The sequence below is a fragment of the Arthrobacter sp. MYb221 genome (assembly GCF_002979835.1).
GTDB lineage: Bacteria > Actinomycetota > Actinomycetes > Actinomycetales > Micrococcaceae > Glutamicibacter.
The window spans coordinates 77,735-93,944 of record NZ_PCPW01000006.1 but is presented as its reverse complement, the minus strand read 5'-3'; the positions used below and the strand labels follow the sequence as shown (position 1 = coordinate 93,944).

Here is a 16,210-nt window from a genome sequence, read left to right as displayed (position 1 = left end):
GCCTTCGCAGGAAAAGCCTGAGCAGCTTGACCTGGCGGAATAGCGGGCGGCAGCAACGGGCCGGAACTCGCACCCAGAACGACCGCCTGCGCCATTGCAGGTTCGGGCTGGGGGCCACAGATATTGGCAAAGGAGCCAACTCGCCGTGTATGAACTCCTCGTTCTGCTGATCCTCGTGGTGGCCATTGTGCTGGTCACCGCACGCTGGAAAATCAGCCCCTTCCTCGCCCTCATCGGCGCGGCCATCCTCGCGGCCTTCGCCTACAAGATCCCCATCGCCGAGGTCGCCTCCACGGTGACCACCGCCTTTGGCAGCACCATGGGCAATATTGGCCTCGTAATCCTCTTCGGCACGATGATCGGCATCATCCTGGAGCGTTCCGGGGCCGCGATCTCCATGGCCGATGCGCTGATCAAGGTGCTGGGCACCAGATTCCCCAACCTGACGCTGTCGCTCATCGGCTACATCGTTTCCATACCGGTCTTCTGCGACTCGGGCTACGTGGTGCTCAACTCCCTGCGCAAGGCCATCACCCTGCGCACCGGTGTTTCCACGCTGGCCACCTCCATTGCCTTGATGACCGGCCTGTATGCCACCCACACCATGGTCCCGCCGACCCCAGGACCGCTGGCAGCCGCCGAGTCCATCGGCATCGCCGACAACCTCGGATTGATCATCGCCATCGGCCTGCCGGTGGCAGTGGTCTCGGCCATGGCCGGGCTGTTCTATGCCAGCCGCTTCAACAAGTCCACCTGGACTCCGCTGCCTTCCGAGGATGAGAACGACATCGCCGAACTAGATTACGAGCAGCTGCGGGCGAGCTTCGGCAAGCTGCCAAGCCCTGGCTTGGCCTTCCTGCCGATCCTCGTGCCGCTGGTCTTGATCTGCGCGGCATCGATCGCCAAGCTTCCATCGCATCCCTTCGGCGAAGGCGCCGCACTGGAAGCACTGTCCTTCATCGGCACCCCGGTGATCGCGCTGATCTTCGGTTTGCTCGCCGCGACCTTGCTGCTGAACGGCAATAAGAAGCTTGCCGACTTCAACGAGCAGATGCACGAAGCCGTGCGCACCGCGGCGCCCATCCTGCTCATTACCGGTGCCGGCGCAGCCTTTGGTGCTGTGCTGGCAGCCTCGGAGCTGACCACGATCCTCTCCGATTCGCTCAGCGGCTTGGGTCTCGGACTGGCTGTGCCATTCCTGATCGCCGCGGCATTGAAGTCGGCGCAGGGCTCGTCCACCGTATCGATGGTGACCACCTCGGCGCTGGTCGCCCCGATGCTCGGATCCCTCGGTCTGGACTCCGAACTGGGCATGGTGCTCAGTGTCCTGGCAGTTGGCGCCGGCGCGATGGTCGTCTCGCATGCCAACGATTCCTACTTCTGGGTGGTCTCCCAGCTCAGCCGCATCCCGGTGATCACGGCCTACAAGACCTTGAGCGTGGCCACCGCCATCCAGGGCACCGCCGCATTTGCTACCGTCTGGATCCTCGGGGCAGTCCTGCTCTAGTAAATCCAAGAAGCCTGCATCAACGAATAACCGCGCCATCAGAGGATGGCGCGGTTATTCGTTTAACTGGCGGGATGGCCGCAATGGATACCTGATGGCGGCGGCCCGAATTGGTGGCGCACTCAGACGGTTCGTGGCAAGCCAAAGATCATCGCTGGCCAGCTATCCAAACCGCGATTTGCGTCCTTGAAGTGAATCCGAGCTTGGCCAAAATCCGTTCTACGTGCCCGTCGATGGTTCGCGGTGAAACCACCAGGCGCTGGGCGATCGAGCGGTTAGTCAACCCTTGGGCTACCAATGCTGCTACTTCGGTCTCCTTTTTGGTCAGCGGGTTCGGTACGGCGCAAGAGTCGAGTTTAGATTCGATGCCCAAGGCGTAGTCAAGAGCCTGGGCCTTGGATAGCGGGGCGCGGTCGGGGGCGCTGTATTCTCGACCCAGTGCCGTGTGAAGCAACCGCCGGCTTCGCGAGGAAGCATCTGCCATCTGCGGGCCAAAAGCCTGCACGGACGTTCCCAGCTCGGACCAGACCGAATCCACGGCACGGGCTAATTCGGCAGAGCGTTCGAAGTTTCCCTGCGAAACTGTGATCCACTGCAGAGCCTCTAAGCTGAGCGCAATGCAGATGCCGTCCTGGAAGGATTCGCGCTGGATACGCAGGGAAGCTAGAGCTTCGCTGGAAGCGCGGTCGTATTGCTCGAGCTTCCAATAGCTCAGTGCGCTGATCCAGTGCGCATACGCTCTGTTCCATAGCTCTCCGCACGCTTCGGAGCGGTCGATCACCAGCTGGCAGGTGTCCAAGGCTCGTTGCGGACAGTCATTGAGCACTTCAGCCATGCCAAGCTGGAAGAGCGCGGTGAGCTGCGAGGCGGTATCCCCCTGCCGGGCGTGGGCCGCGGCCACCTGCTCGTAAAGTTCGATGGCCCCGGGCAGATCGCCGCTGAACAGCTTGTGCAGCGCAATCCAGTGCTCGGCATGGGCGGCCAAGGCGCCGTTGCCGAGCCGTTGGGCAATGCTCAGGCACTGCCGCGCATAGTCCGCCCCTGCATCATGCTCGCCTTGGATGAGGCTCACCCAGGCGGCCACCCACAATGCGGAGGCGTGATCGCTGGAGGCGTTGTCCTCTTGCCGGTCAATGATCCGCTCCAGCAGGGCGCGTCCCTCAGTGATGAAGTTCCCGGAGACCCACTGGTAGCGCAGTAGTGACGCCAGCCGGGCAGCTGCCTTCTCTTCCCCGGGGGTGGACAGGGCCCAGTCGAAGGCCGCCGCGAAATTCGGGCGGTTAACCCGGACCGTGCGCAGGAAACGGCTTTGATCCGGACCGCACCACTGGCGCACCATGCTTTCGGCCAGCTGGAGATAGTGGCCGAAGTGCCGGGTCCTCAGGCTTGTGGTCTCTTCAGCATCGATGAGCAGTTGCTGGCCGTATTCGCGGATGCTGACCAGCTGATGGTAGGACAGGAACTCTCCCTCCCGGCGAACTGCCAAGATCGACTTTGCCACTAGGGAATCCAGCAGATCCAGTATTTCGGATGGCTCCAAGGCCTCGAACGCGCAGACTTCCTCGACCGCGTCCAGATCGAAGTTGCCGGGAAATACGGAGAGGCGGCGCCAGAGCAGCTGCTCGGACTCCGAGCACAATTCGTAGCTCCAATCGATCAGGGCGCGTAGCGTCTGCTGTCGTGGCAGAGCGGTCCTGTCGCCTTGGGTGAGCAGCTGGAAACGGCGATCGAGACGGTGCAGCAATTGGGTGGTCGACAGTGAGCGCAGGCGGGTTGTCGCCAGCTCAATAGCTAGCGGCATGCCATCGAGCTGGGCGCAAAGCTGTGCGACGACCGGGGCCGTGGCGGCATCGAGGGCAAAGGATGGGACGACGTTCCGAGCTCGTGCCACGAAGAGGGCCACTGCTTCAAAGCCTTCGATCTGGGCAAAAGGGACTTGCTCATCGGGGCCAGGAAAAGACAACGGCGGGATGGCATAGATGGATTCGCCGGCGATGCCCATCGGTTCCCGACTGGTGGCCATGACACGTACTCCGGGGGCCTGGGCGAGTAGTCGGTCGACGAGGAAGCTGACTTCGTCAAGCACATGCTCGCAGTTATCCAGCACGAGCAGCAGTTCCTTGTCCTGCAAGAAGTCTGCTAGGCGGTCCAATGCAGAACGCTTCGACTGATCGGAGATGTCCAGGGCAGCCGCGACGACGGGCGCCACTGCAGCATTGTGGTTCAGCGGAGCCAGCTCGGCTACCGCGACACCGTCCCGGTAGGCCCTGTGGGCCAACCGGGTGATTTCCCCCGCCAGGCGTGTCTTGCCCGCGCCGCCCGGGCCGGTCAAGGTCACCATCCGGGAAGTCGCCAATAGTGCCTTCGCCTCTTCCAGCTCCCGGCGGCGTCCAATGAAAGAGGTCGCTTCCAGTCGCCCTTCCGAGAATCTGGTATCTCTGAAACGCCTAGTCATCTATGAATTAGCTCCAATCTTGCGGGGCCTTCCCTGCGTGTCGCCGCGGTTGCTACCAGGCCGTGTGCTGCAACACGAAACACAGGTTCTGCTGGTTTATAGTCTCTCATTTTGGCACGCCCAATTGTGTCGCATGACACAAATAGGGCATGCGAGGGGGTAGTTCTACCCGTGTGCGCTGGCCGGGCATCGGCCAAGCTGGTGTGCACCATCGGAAGTTCGAACCCAGGAGCGAGCCATGAGCCAGCAGACCACTGATGCAGACCATTTGCCGAAGATCGACCAGCGCGAATTGCGCAACGCCTTCGGCAAATTCGCAACCGGCGTCACGGTGGTCACCTGCCGCACCCCGGATGGCGTACCGCACGGCGCCACAGTCAACGCGTTCACCGCGGTATCCCTCGACCCGCCGCTTGCCCAGGTCACGCTGATCCGGGGAAACAAGGTCTCCGGATATTTGGAAGAATCACCTTTCGCGATCAACATCATGTCCGCCAACCAGTTGGACACCTGCCTGAACTTTGCCGGCAAGCCCATGAAGGGCGAAGTGGCCTGGCGATCGGACGCGCAGGACATCCCGGTAATCGAAGGAAATATCGCCACCCTCGAATGCGAGCCCTGGGCCACCTACGACGGTGGCGACCACCTGATCGTCATCGGACGGGTGATTGCCCTGCACAGCGACAACGAGCTGGAACCCCTTGGCTTCTTCGGTGGCAAATTCCGCGATGTCGGCGACTACATCGGCGGTGCCCCTTGGACCTCCTGCGGAGACTCCCTTGCCTCCGGCTGGTTCGAGGGAAGCACCGATTTCAAATCCTTCTAAGCATCTCCAATCCGACCGACCCAACCCATAGGAGCTGAACACCATGACCCAGATATCCGAGCCCACCCAATCCGCCAGCGACATGTCCGCGCGGACCACCCCAGCCAACCCGAAATTACCGATGACCGGCGACGAGTACATCGAGTCGCTGCGCGATGGCCGAGAAGTCTACATCCACGGCGAACGCGTCAAGGATGTAACAACCCATCCGGCCTTCCGCAACTCGATCCGCATGGCAGCCCGGCTATATGACGGGTTCCACGACCCGGCGACCTCCGGCAAGCTGCTAGTCCCGACCGATACCGGATCCGGCGGCATGACCCACCCCTTCTTCAAGGTTCCGAAGTCCGTGCAGGATCTGAAGGACTCGCGCACCGCGATAGAGACCTGGTCCCGGATGAGCTATGGCTGGCTCGGGCGCTCGCCGGACTACAAGGCGGCGTTCCTGGGAACCCTGGGTTCCATGCCGGAGTTCTACTCGCCATACCAGGAGAACGCCCTGCGCTGGTACAAGGAGTCGCAGGAGAAGGTGCTGTACTGGAACCACGCGATCATCAATCCCCCGGTTGACCGTCACTTGCCGCCCGATCAGGTAGCCGACGTCTTCATGAAGGTGGAGAAGGAAACCGACAACGGCGTCATCGTCTCCGGGGCTAAGGTCGTGGCCACCGGCTCGGCGATCACCAACTTCAACTTCATCTCGCACTATGGGCTGCCGATCAAGAAGAAGGAATATGCGCTGATCTGCACCGTGCCGATGGATGCGCCTGGAGTCAAGCTGATCTCGCGCACCTCCTACGCGCAGAACGCCGCGGTCACCGGCACCCCGTTCGACTACCCGCTGTCCTCGCGCATGGATGAGAACGACGCGGTATTCGTCTTCGACAAGGTGCTGGTGCCGTGGGAAAACATCTTCGCCTACGGCGATCCGGAGCAAATCAACGGCTTCATGCCGCAGACCGGCTTCATCCAGCGCTTCACCTTCCAAGGCTGTATCCGCTTGGCAGTGAAGCTGGACTTCATCGCCGGACTGCTGCTCAAGGCCTTGGAAATCACCGGAACCCAGGACTTCCGCGGGGTGCAGGCAAGGGCCGGAGAAGTCATCGGCTGGCGCAACCTGTTCTGGGGCCTGGTCGACGGCATGATGCTCAACCCGGACCAGGGCCCTAATGGCTCGGTGCTGCCGAAGATGGACTACGGGCTGGCCTACCGCATGTTCATGGCCCAGGGCTACGGCCGGATCAAGGAAATCATCGAGCAGGATGTGGCCTCGGGCCTGATCTACCTGCCCAGCGGCGCGCTGGATTTCCAGAATCTGGAGATCCGCCCGTATCTGGACAAGTACGTCCGCGGTTCCAACGGAGTGCAGGCCGTTGACCGGGTCAAGCTCATGAAATTGCTCTGGGATGCTATCGGTTCCGAATTCGGCGGACGGCACGAACTCTACGAGCGGAACTATTCGGGAAACCACGAGAACGTGCGCATCGAAATGCTCATGCATGCCAAGAATTCCGGCGCCACCTCGCTGATGAACGGCATGGTCGAGCAGTGCATGGGGGAGTACAACCTGGACGGCTGGACGGTTCCCGATCTATTCAACAGCGATGACGTTAACGCCTACCTGAAGCGCGGTCGCTAATTCCACCCAGCCAGCGGGCGGGATGCCGGGCGGTGCGGGAAACCCTCGTTACCTATAAGAACTCAATGAAAGGAAACACATGTGCGAGATCCTCGGGCGGGCCGCGGCCGCCGGAATCGGCAGGCGTGCGATGCTTGCCAGTTTGGGGCTCGGCGCAGCTGCGGCCGGGCTGGGAGCCATGGCTGGCCCGGCGCGCGCGACTGATCCAGCAAGACGGGAATTCGGCCCGGCGCCAGCTGGCAGCAGCAACACCCGGCTGGTGCTGCTGGGCACTTCCGGCGGCCCTCCCTATTGGCCCGGCGGGTCCCGCGAGGGAATCTCCACCGCGCTGGTGGTGGGGGACCGCTACTACATCATCGATGCCGGCCATGGAGTTATGGGCCAGTTGCGCAAAGCCCGGCTGGGGATCAACTATGAAACAGATATGGACGGTCCGCTGGATGCGCTCGGCGGCATCTTCCTGACCCACTTGCATTCGGACCATGTCGCAGATCTGAATAACATCCTCAGTGAAGGCATCTTCAACGGGTTACAGCATGTGGAGAAGAAAGTGCCGATTTGGGGACCGGGAAATCGCGGGGAACTGCCCGAACTATTCGGCGGAGGCAAGGCGCCCAAACCCGTCAATCCGCGCAATCCCACCCCTGGGACCAAGCAGATGACGGACCTGCTGGTCCAAGCCTTCGCCACGGATTTCAACGATCGCCTTTTCGACAATCGAAAACCGCGACCGGACGAGCTCTGGGAAGCGTTCGATGTGCCTGTTCCCAAGGAGTATATGAAGAACCCCAACTCGGATCCCTGCCCGGCCATGGAGCCTTTCGACTTCTTCGAGGACGACCGCATTAAGGTCTCGGCCATCCTGGTCAACCACGCACCGGTATTCCCGGCTCTGGCCTATCGATTCGAAACCGAAGAAGGATCCGTCGTCTTTTCCGGGGACACCGGTTTGACGCCCAACATCACGACCCTGGCGCAGGGAGCCGATGTCCTGGTGCACGAGGTACTCGACAAGACATGGCCCGAGTCGCTGTTCCCGCAGCCGCGCAGCGACGCGCAAGAAGGCCTATACCAGCATCTGATACAGGCGCACACCTTGATTGAGGACGTGGGGAAGGTAGCTCAGGCGGCAAACGTCGGAACCTTGGTGCTCTCGCATCTGGTGCCCGGGAACCGCCCCGACGAGGTTTGGGCGCGTTGCGCCGAGGATTTCGACGGGAAGCTGGTGATCGGCCGAGACCTCGACGTCATTGGCGTCGGAACGCAGTAGGTCCAGGGGTGCGCCGTAGCAGGCGTATCCAGAGCATCGTGCGCAGGGGTGACAGTTGGCGGCAATCCGCCGCAACCTCCCCTGCGCTTCTTGCGTTGGCCCGAGAGCGAAAGGACTGGACCGCAGGACTGTGCGCAAAGGCGGTACAACGGCTTTCTGGTGGATGCTCCACGCCCTGGACCCTGGCCTAGTTTTACGAATTATTCTGTAATGTGCCAGGCAATAGTCGACATTTTTCTCCCCGACCCAACAATCCTGACTCCCTTCTGAGCGTCATATTGCCTCTTATGACTGCATTCTCGTTCGCTCGTACTTCAACTGCTTGACTCGAAGTACCAACCATCCAGAGCGGCTGAGAGACCTGGCTCGACGACGCCGCAGCAAGCCTGCCTTCCGCAGCTAGTGCTAACGCCAGGTTCGATGGATCAGCAGAAAGCAACTTTCTGCTTCCTTCGGAGCAAGACTCTAAGGGAGAACGAAAATGACCGTACTGAGCACGCAACTGCCCCGCGTTCCCTACACCGGGAGCGCAGATGAGGCCGAGCTCGCCCACTGGCGCGAGATCGCCGGCCGGGTCGCGGCCACCCTGGCCGCCGATGCGCTGGAGCGCGACCGCAAAAACGAGCAGCCCTTCGCCGAGGTGCAGCTGCTGCGCGAGGCCGGGCTGCTGAACCTGCTGGTTCCGGCCGAATTCGGGGGAGCCGGAGCGCACTGGGCCACCGCTTTTGAAACCATCCGCATCCTGGCCGCGGCCGACGGGTCCATCTCCCAGCTGCTGGCCTACCACTACATCAACCAGTCCGGCATCGCCTTCTACGCTCCGGCCGAAGCCCAGGCCGCGTGGTGGCAGCGGACCGTGGCCGGAGGCTGGCTCTGGGGCGATTCGGTGAATCCGGTGGACCCGCAGCTGACGCTCACCGCGGAGGACGATGGCTTCCGGCTGAACGGTTTCAAGCGTTTCTCCACCGGCTCCGGAGTCGGCGAGGTGATCGTCGTCAACGCCGAGGTCTCCGGAGGCCCGCGCCACGGCGAAGTGTTGGCCTTCGTCCTCCCGCGCGACCGGGAAGGGCTGGAAATCGTCGATGACTGGGATTACCTGGGCCAGCGCTTGAGCGCCTCGAACTCGTTGAAGTACCACAACGTGCGCATCGAGGCCGCCGATCTGCTCGGGGCGGTGACCGACGAGCCGGTGTCCACCCTGCTCACCCCCGGGATCCAGCTGGCCTTCGCGAACTTCTACCTGGGCATCGCCGAGGGCGCGTTGGCCCGCGGCAAGCAGATATTGCTGGGCCGCAAGAACGCCTGGTTCCTCTCGGCGGCGGAGACCTACTCCCAGGACGTCGTCTTCCAGCGCACCGTGGGCGAGCTGAAGGCGCGCACCGCCGCGGTGGCCGCGCTGGCCGAGAAGCTCGGCCGCAAATTCGATGCGCTGCTGGCCAAGGCGGGGAACGTCACCCAGCCTGAACGCGCGGCGCTGGCGGTGGAAATCGCCGAGGCCAAGGTGGTCTCCACCGAGATCGGCGTGGAGGTCGCCAACCGCATCTTCGAGGTCACCGGTTCCTCCTCTACGCAGAATGATGTGGGCCTGGATCTGTTCTGGCGCAATGTGCGCACCCACTCGCTGCACGACCCGGTGGACTACAAGAAAATCGAGGTCGGCGCGTACTTCCTGCGCGGGGAAACCCAGCCGCTCTCGCTCTACACCTAAACCTCAACCGCACCCACGGATTGGACCGAACTGATGACCGTACTTGCCACCGCCAACCGCCTGGCTGAATTGAAAACCCGCTTCGCCCCGCACTTTGAAAAGATCGCCGCCGGCGCCGCCGAACGCGACCGCAGCGGAGAACTGCCGCACCAGCAGGTGGCCGAGCTGGCCGCCGCCGGCTTCGGCGCATTGCGCGTCCCGGTCTCCCACGGCGGGGCAGGGGCCACCTTGGCCGAGCTCTTCGAATTGCTCGTGGACTTGGCCGCCGCGGACTCCAGCATCGCCCAGGCCTTGCGCGCCCACTTCGCTTTCGTCGAAGACCGCCTGGTAGCCGCCCCGGGGCCGGGGCGCGACAAGTGGCTGGCCCGCTTTGCCGCCGGGGAGCTGGTGGGGAACTCCTGGACCGAGATCGGCACCGTGAAGGTGGGCGAGGTGATCACCAAGGTCACCCCGGATGGCGAGGGAGGGTTCCTGGTCAACGGCACCAAGTACTATTCCACCGGCTCGATCTTCGCCGACTGGCTGGATACCTACGCCGAGCGCACCGATACCGGCAAGCGCGTGATCGCCGCGGTCAACCGGCACCAGCCCGGCGTGGTGCTGGCCGATGACTGGGACGGCTTCGGACAGCGCACCACCGGCACCGGAACCTCCACCTTCACCGACGCGGTCGTCGCCGAGGAGGACCTGATCGACTTCGACACCCGCTTCAAGTACCAGACCGCCTTCTACCAGCAGGTGCTGCTGGTGGTGCTGGCCGGGTCCGCCAAGGCCGCCGAACGCGACTTCGCCGCCGAGCTGAAGGCCCGCAAGCGCACCTTCAGCCACGGCGCCGCCAACGTGGCCGCCGAGGATCCGCAGCTGCTGCAGGTCATCGGCGAGGTGTCGGCGGCTGCGTTCGCGGCGGCCGGAACCGTGGAACGCGTGTCGCAGTCCCTGCAGGGAGCCTATGAAACCGCGCTGGCGCTGCACGAGGGCGAGGCGACGGCGGAGGAAGACGAGGCGGCCAATGATGCGGCCGAGCTGGCCAGTGCGCAGGCCCAGGTGGTGCTCACCCCGCTGGTGCTCAACGCGATCACCCACGCCTTCGACGCGCTGGCCGCTTCGGCTACCAGCGTTTCGAAGAATCTGGATCGGCACTGGCGCAATGCCCGCACCGCCGGCAACCACAACCCGTGGGTGTTCAAGGCCCGGCTGATCGGCGATCTGGCGGTCAACGGCACCGAGCTGCCGCGGGTTTGGGCCATCGGCGCCTCGAAGTAGCATCCACAGAGCGGGCAGGCCCAGCCCTCATCTTGAGCGCCGGGCCTGCTGCGTGTAGCGCAACAATCACCGAGCAGCTCGCCGGTACCCCCTGGATGCACCTCGCCCACAACAACTCGCTGCAGATAAAGCACTGGTAACTCGCGGTCCGCGGTGTCCTTCCGATAGTAGGCGGCGCTCGGACTCGGCGATTGCATGATTCCGTAGCGCATGTTCCCTGCAGAATCCGTGGCATATGGTGCCAGAAATGAATGCGCGAGGTAGAGGACATCTCCAGCGGCAATCCGATGCTCGCCGCAGTCGAAAACTCCGCGGGTCTCCCAGCTGACCTCGATGCTTGAAAGCTCTTGTTCGAGCCTGTAGCGCTGGCGCTCGTCTGCCACGACCGCGATGATCGGTTCGATGAAGTCCAGCTCGGGATAGGGGCTGGGCTGCTCCCCTCCCGAAGAGGATCCTCAGCGTATTTCTGAAAGTTCTGCATCGCGGCAACTTATATCCTCTTCAATAAGCGGGCATGCCTGAAGATAACGGGCATTTCGATTGTAGGTGTCCGCTCCAAGGCGCCTCCGACCAGGTTGTTCCGAACGGCGGTGCGCAGCATGCTTCATGGAATCCGCTTCGGTGGGTTTTAGGCCGCTGGCTAGACTGAGTGGGTGATCAACTACACCCTGCGTCAAATACAGTATTTTGTCGCCGTCGCCGAAACCGGGTCCATCTCCGCGGCCGCCGGCGCCTGCCATATTTCGCAGGCCGCCATGTCGCAGGCGATGGACGAACTTGAACGGGTGGTGGGATCGCAGCTGCTGGTGCGGCGCCGGGCGCGCGGCGTGGTCCTCACCGCGGTAGGTACGGACTTCCTCCACGATGCCAAGCAGCTGGTGCGCCATGCCGAAGAGGTGCAGGATCAAATCGTGGAACGCCAAACCAAGCTCTCCGGACCGCTGGTCATCGGCTGCTACTCCTCGCTGGCGGCCTTCTGGATTCCGGTGATCTGCGAACGCTTCACCAACGTGCACCCGGACCTGCAGGTGACCCTCCTCGAGGGAGATGGCGCCGAGCTGCAGGAGCGGATGCTGCAGGGGCATCTGGATGCGGTGCTCACGCACACTCGGCATCTCCTGCCGCACGTGGGGTGGCGCCGCGTCATGTCGGGGCGGCCGTATGTCCTGGTCGGAGGCAACCACCGTCTGGCCAAGCGAGGCAGTGTGGCGCTGTCGGAATTGGCGGGAGACGATTTCGTGTCCCTGGACATTCCGACGGTGCGCGATAACCAGCTGGTGAATCTGCGGATGTCGGGCCTGGATCCCAAGGTGCGTTGGAGTTCGCAGAGCTTCGAGGCCGTGCGCGGTTTGGTTGCCCGGGGTTTGGGCTACACGGTGCTGGTGCAGCGGCCCCCGGTCAATCTCAGCTATGACGGACTGCCGCTGGCGATCCTGGAAATTGAGGGTCCGGTCGGCGAGAGCGATATTTGTGTCGCCTATACTGCATCAAACCGTCCGAGCCTGCGGCTGCGCGCATTCCTCGACTTCTGTGAAGAGGTTGGAGCCGAAAAAGAAAACAGGGCTGGCTAGAGTCTTTGCGACTCCAGCCAACCCTGGATCTGTTCAGCGAGGCTACAGGTTTTCCGCTTCGAGATCCGCCTCGCGGCCCTCTTTCACCCCACGTATGGCAAGCCCGGCGACAATGAATGCGCCCGCCCAGACGGCGCCGGCGATCCACAGTGTTCCGCCACCGAGTAGCACCAAGCCGGTAACGATCATCGGGGTGAAGCCTGCCCCCACGGTGGAGGAGAGCTGGTACACCAGCGAAGCGCCGGTGTAGCGGATCCGGGTGGGGAACAGCTCGGCGGTGAAAGCGCCGAAGGGTCCGAAGATCGTGGCCTGGATGATGCCGTTGGCGATGAACAGGGCGATGGCGAAGAGCCACAGCTCGCCCATTTCCAGCATCCACATGATCGGCAGGGCCATTACCGCGCCGGCGGCGATGCCAACCATCATGACCGGGCGGCGACCGAGCTTGTCGGAGTAGCGGGCGGCGAACCAGATGCCGATAACGGTCAGCGTAGCGCCGATGGCCTTCACATTCAGCACGGCCGTGCGGTCCATGCCGACCTCTTCAACCACATAGGCGACGGCCCAGACGGTCATCAGGCCCTGCACCGTGTAGGAGCTCATGCCGACCAGCGTTCCGCGGATCACCGAACCGGGGTACTTGGTGATGACCTCCAGGAAAGGGGTTTTGCGTTCTTCGGCTTTGCCTTCCAAGGCGAGGAAGAGCGGGGACTCGGCGACCTTGAGCCGGATGATCAGGCCGATGCCTACCAGCGCGATGCTGATCAGGAACGGGATTCGCCAGCCCCAAGCCAGGAACTGGTCATCGGGCAGGATGGAGACCGCGGAAACTGCGAGGGTCGCCAGCACCGCACCGGCCGGTCCACCCATATTCGCGAAGCTCGCGGCGAAGCCGCGGCGTTCCTTCGGGGCGTGCTCCAGTGCCATCAGCATGGCGCCTCCCCATTCGCCGCCCACGGCCAGGCCCTGGACGATGCGCAGCGTGATCAACGCGATCGGCGCGATCATGCCGATTTGAGCGGCCGGAGGCAGCAGGCCGATCAGCGTCGATGCGCCGCCCATCATTGCCATCGAGGTGATCAGCACGCCCTTGCGGCCCACCTTGTCGCCGAAGTGGCCGAAGACGATTCCGCCCAGCGGGCGGGCCAGGTAGCCAACGGCAAGAGTGGAGAAGGAGGCGAAGAGCGCCACGCCGGGGGTGAGCCCGATGAAGAACACCTTGTTGAAGACCAGCGAGGCGGCCGTGGCGTAGAGGATGAAGTCGTAGAACTCGATCGCGCTTCCAATGAAGCTCGAGGCGAGGATGCGACGCATCTGCGGGGAATTGAGCGAGGGAACTTTGAGCTCACCATCGCCCGTCGGCTGGTTTTGTGGCTTCACTGCATTGCTCATCGGGATGCCGCCATTTCACTGTGGATGCGGGAGAAGGATATTTTATCGAGGTCGTCGGGGACCAAGTAGGTACCGGAGAACTTATCGGCGTGCGAATGCCAGACGGATAGCGGGGTCGTGCCCGGCACCAGGTGGTGCAGGGCCAGGGTGCGTGCCCCGGCTTGGGCCGCGATCTCGATGGCCTGTTCGGCCGAGGTGTGGGCCCGTCGGTGATGGTCCATGGAGGCTTGGGATTCCAGCGTTCCAATCGAACCGTAGGTGCGCTGGACCCATTCGAAATCGATGGCTTCATGCAGCAGCAGGTCCGTGTCCCGGGCCAGCGTGACAAGGTTCTGGCAAGGCGAGGTGTCTCCGGAAATGGTGACCGAGCCTTCGCTGGTGTCGAAGCGGAATGCGAAGGCCGGCGCAATCGGCGGATGCTTCACCAGCGTGGCGCTCACCGTCACCAATTCATCTTGGTAGATCACGAATGGCTTGAATGCCTCCGGCGTCGGGTTCTCATTCGGGTGATAACCGGTGCCCGCAGGAATCTGGATGTCTTGGGCCGAGAAGTGATCCAGCGGGGAGGGCCGCAAGGCGTTGATCACCCGGTCGTTGAGGTCCGTTGCGTAGGCCTGCATCAGATGATCGAACATCGAGGCGGTGCCCGGCGTCGGATTCTGCGGGTAGAGCGCCTGCGGCGGAACGCTCGCCCTCGGGGAAGCCGGTGGCAAGGCGCCGCGCTCGCCGGGGCCGACAATGGCGATGGGTTCCTTATCGGCGGGCAGCGTGAACAGCCCGAAGATGGCTAGCGAGGCCAGGTCGATGCTGTGGTCGGAGTGCAGGTGGGTGAGGAAGATGCCGCGCAGGTTCGCCGGGCTGTAGCCCGCCTTCATCAGCTGGTTTCCCACGCCGGTGCCGGCATCTACGAGGTAGACGCTGTCACCGACGACTACCGCGGTGGAGATTCCTGCCCGCTCGCCAGCGTGCTCGCCGGTCCACCAGCGTGGACCGCCTGCGGTGCCGAGGGTGACGACGTGGGGATTCAAATTGGTGGAGGCCATGTCTCTGCGACCTTTCGTTGTTCTAGTATCTACCAACCATTCTTATGCACTGGCTCACATTCGTAAAACTGTTTTTAACTACCATTAACAATGGTTTTACTTATGAATGGGTCTGTAGACTTCAACGCGACGCGAAGCATCCTCAGGCGATGAGGGAGCATTGCGCATGATGTACTGAGTGGAAGCAACACGTACCTGTAGGAGTGGCATGTCTGATCACGAACGAAGCCGCCTCTCGCGCTGGGTCCTGCCTCATGGCGCGGAGCCGGATCCCCGGTTTACGCTAGCCAACGAACGCACCTTCCTGGCGTGGATCCGCACCTCGCTGGCATTCCTTGCCGGTGGTACCGCGCTTGAGGCCTTCGCCGCCGAGGCTTTCCCCTCGCCGCTGCGCACTTGGCTCGCGGTGCTGATCATCGGCGTGGGAATTCTGATCGCCGCAGGTGCCGCGGTCCGCTGGGTCCGCGTGGAGCGCAGCATGCGCACCGGACGCCCGCTGCCGATACCTGCCATCGTTCCGCTCCTGGGCTTCGGCGCAGTGGCCGCTTCCATCGCGGCCGTGGCGATGATTGTCGGTTCGCGAGCCTGATGCGCGAGCCCATCCAGATCGCCGACCCGGGGCTGCAGCCAGAGCGCACGGTATTTGCGTGGAGCCGTACCCTGGTGTCATTCCTTGTGGTCAGTGCCGTCTTCTTGCGCTGGCTGCCGCACTATGGCGTGGGTATCGTGTTGATGATCGCAATTTCCGCGACCATGGCGCTGGGAATCTTTGCCTCGCAGCGCGCTCGCTACCGGCGCATGGCCCTCGGCGTGAAATCCGAGCGGGTCAGGCCGGATATCGTCGCGGTGCTGATGACTACCCTGGTGCTGATCGCCATTGGCGTGTTCGGAATGATCTTGGTGCTCGGCCCGAACTGAGGGCTGCGTGTACGGCTGTAGCCCCCTTTGGCTTTTCGCCGGCGCATGGGTGTTGCGGATTTCACTGGCAAGTGAGACGCGCGGAACGCGGGTCAGGTTCTAGACTTAGTTGGATAAAATCAACTATTTAGAGGAGCGCTCCGGCTCATGAACGCTGAGACTCAACCCAAAAGCCCGTTTAACTTCGTTCAGGTCCTGATTGCCGCCGCTGGTACTGGCTTCCTCAACGTCATCACCTACTTCATTGGCAGTTCCGCAGGAGCCACCATGGTGCTCGGTGAGAACACCGGTGAGCACGTTGGCTTCGCTCAGGTCTACGGTTTCACCTTGCTGCCGATCCTCATCCTCGGTGCGGTGGTCTTTGTTATCGGCCGCGCCAAGCCAGCATTCTGCAAGGTCGCCCAGTGGTTGGGTCTGGTCGTTGCGGTTGTTTCGATCATCTTGCCAATCATGGCCGCCGGCGACATCGCTACCGCGCTCACCTTAAGCATCATTCACCTCTTCGTGGGCCTTGGCTTGTTCTTCGCGGTGCACTACGGCAACAAGAGCCTGCACACGAACTAGCAACCGAGCTCTTGCAACTCGACGCAAAATGCCTGCTGCCCACGGATAGAAATC

Annotated in this window: 13 protein-coding genes and 1 riboswitch; of the genes, 10 read left to right on the top strand and 3 right to left on the bottom strand. The window is 62.8% G+C overall.

What is annotated here, in order from left to right:
• Positions 1–145 precede the first annotated feature (145 nt).
• Positions 146–1,507, top strand: coding sequence for a GntP family permease (locus tag CQ015_RS09220; RefSeq protein WP_105649969.1), 1,362 nt, complete (start codon positions 146–148; stop codon positions 1,505–1,507).
• 148 nt (positions 1,508–1,655) lie between these two features.
• Here the strand turns inward: CQ015_RS09220 and CQ015_RS09215 are convergent, their stop codons facing one another.
• Entirely contained in the window at positions 1,656–3,962 is a 2,307-nt protein-coding gene (locus tag CQ015_RS09215; protein ID WP_105649968.1) for a LuxR C-terminal-related transcriptional regulator, read from the bottom strand.
• 238 nt (positions 3,963–4,200) lie between these two features.
• Here CQ015_RS09215 and CQ015_RS09210 point away from each other — a divergent pair, with 238 nt between their 5' ends.
• The 6 genes from CQ015_RS09210 to CQ015_RS09185 all read left to right on the top strand — a co-directional run bounded on the left by CQ015_RS09210 (position 4,201) and on the right by CQ015_RS09185 (position 12,239).
• Positions 4,201–4,788 carry a flavin reductase family protein gene (locus tag CQ015_RS09210; protein WP_105569381.1) on the top strand — a complete coding sequence of 196 codons (588 nt, stop codon included), beginning with the start codon at positions 4,201–4,203 and terminating at the stop codon, positions 4,786–4,788.
• Positions 4,789–4,831: 43 nt separating this feature from the next.
• On the top strand, positions 4,832–6,427 hold the full coding sequence (locus tag CQ015_RS09205) for a 4-hydroxyphenylacetate 3-hydroxylase family protein (protein WP_105649967.1): 1,596 nt from the start codon (positions 4,832–4,834) through the stop codon (positions 6,425–6,427).
• A 79-nt stretch (positions 6,428–6,506) separates the two neighbouring features.
• Positions 6,507–7,697: an MBL fold metallo-hydrolase gene (locus CQ015_RS09200; RefSeq protein ID WP_258138194.1), complete on the top strand. Its 1,191-nt coding sequence runs from the start codon at positions 6,507–6,509 to the stop codon at positions 7,695–7,697.
• A gap of 336 nt (positions 7,698–8,033) precedes the next feature.
• Positions 8,034–8,124: riboswitch (SAM riboswitch) on the top strand.
• A gap of 54 nt (positions 8,125–8,178) precedes the next feature.
• Positions 8,179–9,405 carry an acyl-CoA dehydrogenase family protein gene (locus CQ015_RS09195; protein WP_181150388.1) on the top strand — a complete coding sequence of 409 codons (1,227 nt, stop codon included), beginning with the start codon at positions 8,179–8,181 and terminating at the stop codon, positions 9,403–9,405.
• 33 nt (positions 9,406–9,438) lie between these two features.
• Positions 9,439–10,668 carry an acyl-CoA dehydrogenase family protein gene (locus CQ015_RS09190; RefSeq protein ID WP_105649966.1) on the top strand — a complete coding sequence of 410 codons (1,230 nt, stop codon included), beginning with the start codon at positions 9,439–9,441 and terminating at the stop codon, positions 10,666–10,668.
• A 653-nt stretch (positions 10,669–11,321) separates the two neighbouring features.
• Entirely contained in the window at positions 11,322–12,239 is a 918-nt protein-coding gene (locus tag CQ015_RS09185) for a LysR substrate-binding domain-containing protein (protein WP_105552525.1), read from the top strand.
• Positions 12,240–12,281: 42 nt separating this feature from the next.
• Here the strand turns inward: CQ015_RS09185 and CQ015_RS09180 are convergent, their stop codons facing one another.
• Both CQ015_RS09180 and CQ015_RS09175 read right to left on the bottom strand, forming a co-directional pair.
• Complete coding sequence (locus CQ015_RS09180; RefSeq protein WP_105552526.1) at positions 12,282–13,631, bottom strand: MFS transporter; 1,350 nt, start codon at positions 13,629–13,631, stop codon at positions 12,282–12,284.
• On the bottom strand, positions 13,628–14,674 hold the full coding sequence (locus tag CQ015_RS09175) for an MBL fold metallo-hydrolase (RefSeq protein ID WP_105552527.1): 1,047 nt from the start codon (positions 14,672–14,674) through the stop codon (positions 13,628–13,630). The genes CQ015_RS09180 and CQ015_RS09175 overlap by 4 nt, the downstream gene beginning before the upstream one ends.
• Positions 14,675–14,882: 208 nt before the next feature.
• Between CQ015_RS09175 and CQ015_RS09170 the strand changes: the two genes are divergently transcribed.
• The 3 genes from CQ015_RS09170 (at position 14,883) to CQ015_RS09160 (ending at position 16,156) form a co-directional block, all read left to right on the top strand.
• Positions 14,883–15,263 carry a YidH family protein gene (locus CQ015_RS09170; RefSeq protein ID WP_105552528.1) on the top strand — a complete coding sequence of 127 codons (381 nt, stop codon included), beginning with the start codon at positions 14,883–14,885 and terminating at the stop codon, positions 15,261–15,263.
• On the top strand, positions 15,263–15,592 hold the full coding sequence (locus CQ015_RS09165; protein ID WP_105649965.1) for a DUF202 domain-containing protein: 330 nt from the start codon (positions 15,263–15,265) through the stop codon (positions 15,590–15,592). Before CQ015_RS09170 ends, CQ015_RS09165 begins: the two co-directional genes overlap by 1 nt.
• A gap of 147 nt (positions 15,593–15,739) precedes the next feature.
• Positions 15,740–16,156, top strand: a complete 417-nt coding sequence (locus tag CQ015_RS09160) for a DUF6069 family protein (protein ID WP_105649964.1) — start codon at positions 15,740–15,742, stop codon at positions 16,154–16,156.
• Positions 16,157–16,210: the final 54 nt, after the last annotated feature.

Bases quoted from the DNA above. Each gene is read 5' to 3' on its own strand.
- CQ015_RS09215 (WP_105649968.1), bottom strand. From the start codon at position 3,962: ATGACTAGGCGTTTCAGAGATACCAGATTCTCGGAAGGGCGACTGGAA.
- CQ015_RS09210 (WP_105569381.1), top strand. From the start codon at position 4,201: ATGAGCCAGCAGACCACTGATGCAGACCATTTGCCGAAGATCGACCAG.
- CQ015_RS09205 (WP_105649967.1), top strand. From the start codon at position 4,832: ATGACCCAGATATCCGAGCCCACCCAATCCGCCAGCGACATGTCCGCG.
- CQ015_RS09200 (WP_258138194.1), top strand. From the start codon at position 6,507: ATGTGCGAGATCCTCGGGCGGGCCGCGGCCGCCGGAATCGGCAGGCGT.
- CQ015_RS09195 (WP_181150388.1), top strand. From the start codon at position 8,179: ATGACCGTACTGAGCACGCAACTGCCCCGCGTTCCCTACACCGGGAGC.
- CQ015_RS09190 (WP_105649966.1), top strand. From the start codon at position 9,439: ATGACCGTACTTGCCACCGCCAACCGCCTGGCTGAATTGAAAACCCGC.
- CQ015_RS09180 (WP_105552526.1), bottom strand. From the start codon at position 13,631: ATGAGCAATGCAGTGAAGCCACAAAACCAGCCGACGGGCGATGGTGAG.
- CQ015_RS09175 (WP_105552527.1), bottom strand. From the start codon at position 14,674: ATGGCCTCCACCAATTTGAATCCCCACGTCGTCACCCTCGGCACCGCA.
- CQ015_RS09170 (WP_105552528.1), top strand. From the start codon at position 14,883: ATGTCTGATCACGAACGAAGCCGCCTCTCGCGCTGGGTCCTGCCTCAT.
- CQ015_RS09165 (WP_105649965.1), top strand. From the start codon at position 15,263: ATGCGCGAGCCCATCCAGATCGCCGACCCGGGGCTGCAGCCAGAGCGC.
- CQ015_RS09160 (WP_105649964.1), top strand. From the start codon at position 15,740: ATGAACGCTGAGACTCAACCCAAAAGCCCGTTTAACTTCGTTCAGGTC.